The organism is Streptomyces beijiangensis (assembly GCF_017315755.1).
Classification (GTDB): domain Bacteria; phylum Actinomycetota; class Actinomycetes; order Streptomycetales; family Streptomycetaceae; genus Streptomyces; species Streptomyces beijiangensis.
On record NZ_JAFLRJ010001541.1, the window covers coordinates 1 to 318 of the forward strand.

Below are 318 nucleotides of genomic sequence, written 5' to 3' on the forward strand. Positions count from 1 at the left end.
GACTACGTACCGAACGTGCTGCCCCTTCCCTCCGCCGAACCGCCCGCCGACACGCCCCCCAGTGACGACATCGCCTTCATCGGCAACCGCTACCTCCGCTTCGGACTGCTGGAACGCGTTGTGGGAAACCGTGACCGGGCCCGCCTCGTACACGGTCTGCAGCGGCTCCCCGGCACCCGCACCCGGGTGTACGGAAGAGGCTGGCGCGCCCCGGGCGCGCGGCGTCCTGTGCCGTTCGCCGAACAGGTCCCCGTCCTGCGCCGAGCCCGTGTCACCGCGGGCTGGGACCACTACAACCACCACCACGGCTACTACTCC

The 318-nt window shown here is 70.8% G+C and carries 1 protein-coding gene; it reads left to right on the top strand.

All coding sequences use genetic code 11. The annotated features are described in order from the left end of the window. Window positions 1–318 (top strand): CgeB family protein (locus J0695_RS42605; RefSeq protein WP_206970139.1); only part of this gene is annotated, 318 nt, incomplete at both ends.